General features: G+C 64.2%; 5 protein-coding genes and 1 pseudogene. 4 read left to right on the forward strand and 2 right to left on the reverse strand.

Annotated elements, in window-relative coordinates; all coding sequences use genetic code 11:
• Positions 1–167: 167 nt before the first annotated feature.
• Positions 168–1,199 (reverse strand): PhoU domain-containing protein, encoded by a 1,032-nt coding sequence (locus ACFQEU_RS11420; protein WP_379782225.1) that lies wholly within the window; start codon positions 1,197–1,199, stop codon positions 168–170.
• A 205-nt stretch (positions 1,200–1,404) separates the two neighbouring features.
• On the opposite strand from ACFQEU_RS11420, the gene ACFQEU_RS11425 reads away from it, so the two are divergent.
• On the forward strand, positions 1,405–1,764 hold the full coding sequence (locus ACFQEU_RS11425; protein ID WP_379782227.1) for a response regulator: 360 nt from the start codon (positions 1,405–1,407) through the stop codon (positions 1,762–1,764).
• A gap of 48 nt (positions 1,765–1,812) precedes the next feature.
• Here the strand turns inward: ACFQEU_RS11425 and ACFQEU_RS11430 are convergent, their stop codons facing one another.
• Positions 1,813–2,193 (reverse strand): DUF7522 family protein, encoded by a 381-nt coding sequence (locus ACFQEU_RS11430; RefSeq protein ID WP_379782229.1) that lies wholly within the window; start codon positions 2,191–2,193, stop codon positions 1,813–1,815.
• A 159-nt stretch (positions 2,194–2,352) separates the two neighbouring features.
• On the opposite strand from ACFQEU_RS11430, the gene aglJ reads away from it, so the two are divergent.
• The 3 genes and pseudogenes from aglJ to ACFQEU_RS11445 all read left to right on the forward strand — a co-directional run.
• A complete protein-coding gene (gene aglJ, locus ACFQEU_RS11435) occupies positions 2,353–3,351 on the forward strand; it encodes an S-layer glycoprotein N-glycosyltransferase AglJ (RefSeq protein WP_379782231.1) in 999 nt (332 codons plus the stop codon).
• Positions 3,352–3,442: 91 nt separating this feature from the next.
• Positions 3,443–4,558, forward strand: coding sequence for an AI-2E family transporter (locus tag ACFQEU_RS11440; RefSeq protein ID WP_379782233.1), 1,116 nt, complete (start codon positions 3,443–3,445; stop codon positions 4,556–4,558).
• A 76-nt stretch (positions 4,559–4,634) separates the two neighbouring features.
• Positions 4,635–4,870, forward strand: a pseudogene (locus ACFQEU_RS11445) (FtsZ/tubulin family protein); the annotation flags it as partial.

Below are 4,870 nucleotides of genomic sequence, written 5' to 3' on the forward strand. Positions count from 1 at the left end.
GAGAAGGCATTCCCGATTCCTGCTGACGGACCATGTGTCCCCCGCGTGTCTCTATCTACGAGACAGTGACGAAATCAGCCCGGGCTAAACACGTACGTTCATACGAAGAAACGGCCGCGTCGGAGCGGGCACCCTAGTCCGGTCGGTCCGCGTACCCCTGCTACCGCTCAGATGATGTCGACGTGGTCGGACGCCTCGTTGAGCGCGAGATTCGCGGCGATCTCGGCGTTTCGCATGGCGTACTCGGCGGTGTGCTGGAGGCTGACGAGCACCTCACGGGTCATCAGTAGGGTCTCGTTGTCGAGGTCGTTGGGGAGCTCGTCGAGGATCTCCCGCTCGCGGTCCTCGAGCCGGCCGAACCGGTCGCGACACTCCACGGTGAGGTCGTAATCCCGCTCGACAACGGCCCTGACGGCGAGCGCCGTGAGCTCGTCCACCTGATCGGTGAACTCGCGTATCTGCCGCATCGTGGCGCTGTCGACATCGAGGGTGTGGCCGTCCGCCTCCATGACGATGTCGGCGATGTCCTCGGCGTTGTCGGCGGTGAGCTCGAGGTTCTTCGCGACGGACCGGTAGCCGATCAGCGGGAACCCCTCCTCCAACCCGACGGCCCGTGCGAGGTTCGGGTTCTGGTAGGCGGTGAAGATCAGCCGCAAGAGGAGCACGAAGATCTTGTTCGCCTGTCGCTCCCGGTTGAGTGCACGCTGTGCGAGGTCCGGATTGCCGTGTGCGAGCGCCTTCACCGCCTCGCCGCGCATCGTCGACCCCGTGTTCTCGAGCCGTTCGAGCAGGTTGTCGAGCGTGAAGTCCTCGGGGTCGACGGAACACCGGATCGAGATATCGGACGGCGTCTCCTCTATCACGCCGAGACCCATCAGCTGGGTCTCAGCTTTGTACACCGCGTTGATGTGTTCACTGTCGAGCGTCCCCTCGCTCCGCACGTGGATAACACGACGGCCGAGCACGTACTGTGCGACGACCGCTCGTTCCAGCGACCGCGCGTCGAGTCCGTCGGCGTGGATCACGGCCTCCGACTCCTCCGTACTGACCGACTCGGGTAACACCGTCAGCGTTCCCTTTCCGCCCATCCGTAGCGATACCTCGTCACCTTTGTTCACGCCGTGCTCCTTCGCCCATTCGGCGGGGAGCGTCATCGCCAGCGTCGAGGGGCCGAGCCGCTGGACCTTCCGCGTTTCCATGTGCTCGAATACCACAGGATAGACCTTAACGTTGTCCCTATGGTCATTATACGCTCGCACAGATATACAAGGAATACCAGAGATATCGGGACGGTTCTGTCGGAGGGATGTCGTGACCGTCTCGTGGCTACGGCTCATCGGCCGTGGCGTCGACTAGGCTCCCGTCGACCACGGATATATATACGCGTCACTCGGTAAGACGGACATGGGAAACCGGGTTCTCGTCGTCGACGACTCCGCCTTCCAACGTACGGTGATCACGGACGCGCTGGAGCCGGAGTTCGAGGTCGTCGCCGAGGCGGAGAACGGCGTGGAGGCCGTCGATGCGTTCGAGGAAACGGCCCCGGACGCCGTCTCGATGGACGTGGTGATGCCGGAGATGACGGGGATCGAGGCGACTGCCGCGATCAAGGAACACGACCCGGAGACCACGGTCGTGATGTGTACGAGCGTCGACCAGCAGGAGAAGATGATCGAGGCGGTGAAAGCCGGCGCGGACGGATACGTGACGAAACCAGTCGACGCGGACGCTCTCCTTTCGGCGTTCGAGGACCACCTCGGCTGATCCGGGAGAACGACGTTCCGCCGGTCGGTGGGGACCGATCCTCGGCGATCACGCCGGGTCGAACGAGCGGAGTATCGCCGCGAGGGCGCTTGCGAGCTCCTCGAAGCGGTCCATCTCCATCGAGTCGGTGGTCACCCACACTCCGTGGTCGTTCGCGATCACTCGGGTGAGATATCCGTTCTCGAAGACACGAACGGTGAACAGGTAGTCTCCGAGCTGACTGTCCGCGTACAGCGACTGTGCGTGGAACCCGTTGCGCTCGTTTTCGGCAAATCCGAGAAGATCAGCAGTTCGGCTCAGGTCGCTGCGGAGGTAGAGCTGCTCGATGTCGTCCTCGGTGAAGTACGTGAGACTCCGCAGCTCGTCCCCCGTCGCCGTTCGTGCCGCGCTGAGCAGTTCGTCTGTGTGGTTGTTGGTGGATTGTGACATGCTACCATATAGAGGAGTATCCTACATGAGCGTATGGGTTGTATCCATCTCGCTCCGGTCGCCGATGCGACTACCGAACTGTCTCGGACACGACCCAGTCCTGTCGAGTGACGAATGGAAAGGGGAGCGTTTACGGATGCGCCCCGTATCGCTCCGATAATGAGCGAGCAGGACGACGTCTGTGTCCTCCTCCCGACGTTCGAGGAGGCCGAAACCGTCGAGACGGTGGTGTCGGAGTTCCGGAACGCGGGCCTCGGCCGGGTCCTCGTGATCGACGGTGGGTCGACCGACGGGACCCGTGAGCTCGCCCGCGACGCGGGTGCTCGCGTCGTGGAACAGTCCGGAACCGGCAAGGGACAAGCGATCCGGGAGGCGGTCCGCGAGCACGTCGAGGCCCCGTACGTGCTCATGGCGGACGCGGACGCGACCTACGACGCCGGGGACGCCGAAGCGATGCTCGAACCGCTTCGAACCGGCGCGGCCGACCACGTCATCGGGAACCGGTTCGCGGACATGCGTCCCGGCGCGATGACGCGACTGAACCGGATCGGGAACCGCCTCATCAACGCCGCCTTCCGAGTGATCCACGGCGAGGGGTTCGCCGACATTCTCTCGGGATACCGCGCGTTCACTCGCGAGTCGTTCCTCGAGCTCCATCTCTCGGCGGACGGATTCGGGATCGAGACGGAAATGGCGGTCGAGTGCGTCAAGAACCGGGTTCCCGTCGCAGTCGTGCCGATCACCTACCGGCCACGACCCGGTGGCTCCTCGACGAACCTCCACCCGATCCGGGACGGCGGCGTGATATTCCTCGAACTGTACCGGAAGGCGAAGACGAACAACCCGCTGTTTTACTTCGGCAGCGTGGGCGCGCTTTCGACGACCGCCGGTGCCGTGATGGCCGCCTACGTACTCTACCGATGGATCGTCCACGGCGTCGGTCACGAGATCATCGCCGTCGGTGCCGCGGGGGCGACGATCCTCGGGATCCAGCTCCTCGTGTTCGGCTTCCTCGCCGACATGATCCTCTCGTTACACCGCGAGCAGCTGGCCCACCACGACCGCGCCGTCGACGTAGGGGGAGAACGCGAGACGGACTCGAGAGTCGACGACGACAGCGCGACCGACGCGGACCCATCCACTGTGAGAGAGCGGTGACGCAGCGACGTCGCGGCGTTTCGGTTCTCACATACGTTCTTCCCGGGATATCCTCCACATAGTTTATACCACCACCGGGACACCGGCGTGCATGGACGAGAAGCGTTTCGTCGTTGCCCTCTTCGGTCTCTCGGTCGCAGTCGTCGCCGGTTACATCGCCTACCGGTTCATCGCCGCGCTCACCGTCGCGGTGTTCCTCTACTACTCGACACGGCGTTTTTACTACCGGTTGGAGCGGTTTCGGCTCCCCGCGCGGGTACGGGCAGTCGTCTCGTTGTCGCTCATCGGCATCCCGCTGATCGGGCTGTTGAGTGCCACGGTCGTTCTGCTGGTCGTGGAGGCCAGGCGGGTCATCGAGCGGTACCCGATCGGGGAGACGCTCGACGGCGAGGCGGAGTGGTTCGAGGGGTTACTCGATCTCTCCGAACTGACCCTCGACGGACTGATCGCGGCGTATCGGGCGGGCGAGTTCGACCCGTTGATCCAGTTCCTCGCCGAACACGCCTCGTTGCTAACGAACACGATAACCGGGTTCCTGTTGAACCTGCTCATCACGGTCGTCGTCACCTACTACCTGCTCCTCGACGGCTCGAAGTTCCACGACTGGCTTGTCGCCTTCGACGATCAGGCTATCGTTCGGGAGTACCTCGAAGCGGCCGACGCGGAGATGGAAGCGGTGTTGTACGGGAACCTGCTCAACGTTATCGCGATCTCGGTTATCGCCGTCACGACGTACACCGGATACAACCTGGTCGCGCCGGCGGGCGCACAGGTCCCGTACCCCGCGTTGGCCGGGGCGCTCACCGGGATCGCGAGTCTCATCCCCGTCATCGGGATGAAGATCGTGTACCTCCCCCTTGCCGCCGCGACCGCGACTCCGGCAGTGATGGGCGGTGATCTCGACCTCCTCGTGTACGTCGGCGGGTTCCTCCTCGTCGCGGTCGTCGTCGTCGACACGATCCCCGATATCGTGTTGCGACCGTACTTCAGTGGGAAGACGACCCACGTCGGTCTGCTCATGCTGGCGTACATCTTCGGTCCGGTCGTATTCGGTTTCCACGGCCTGTTTCTGGCACCGATCGTGCTGGTGCTCGCACTCACATTCGCCGACACTGCCCTCCCGAGACTCCTCGGTGCCGAACCCGAGGACCCGAACGTGGCCGACGCCCGGGTACCGCCCGGGCAACGTCGCCTCGACGAGTTCTGAGTCGCCGACTGGGCTCGAAACTGGCCGCCGTCTCGGCCGAAGGAGATAACTCCCCGGTGGGCGACCGGATCGACGTATGCGCGTGCACGTCATCGGTCTCGGTGGTGCCGGGGGCCGTATCGTCGACCGACTCGCCGCGGACCACCACGGGGATCGGTTCCTGCAGGGAGTGTCCGCCTTCGACACCGATATGGCGTCGCTCGAATCGCTGCAGACGCTCGGTCCCGATCGGCGGTACCGGTTCGGTGACGCCGCCGGCGGCGACCGGCTCGACGACGACCTCCACGCCGGTCGCGAGCTCGGACGCGCCCA

It is taken from the genome of Halorubrum tibetense (assembly GCF_042661865.1).
GTDB classification, from domain to species: domain Archaea; phylum Halobacteriota; class Halobacteria; order Halobacteriales; family Haloferacaceae; genus Halorubrum; species Halorubrum tibetense.

What these genes read in the sequence shown, in the direction of transcription:
- aglJ (WP_379782231.1), top strand. Translation starts at nt 2,353, where the DNA reads ATGAGCGAGCAGGACGACGTCTGTGTCCTCCTCCCGACGTTCGAGGAG.
- ACFQEU_RS11425 (WP_379782227.1), top strand. Translation starts at nt 1,405, where the DNA reads ATGGGAAACCGGGTTCTCGTCGTCGACGACTCCGCCTTCCAACGTACG.
- ACFQEU_RS11420 (WP_379782225.1), bottom strand. Translation starts at nt 1,199, where the DNA reads ATGGAAACGCGGAAGGTCCAGCGGCTCGGCCCCTCGACGCTGGCGATG.
- ACFQEU_RS11440 (WP_379782233.1), top strand. Translation starts at nt 3,443, where the DNA reads ATGGACGAGAAGCGTTTCGTCGTTGCCCTCTTCGGTCTCTCGGTCGCA.
- ACFQEU_RS11430 (WP_379782229.1), bottom strand. Translation starts at nt 2,193, where the DNA reads ATGTCACAATCCACCAACAACCACACAGACGAACTGCTCAGCGCGGCA.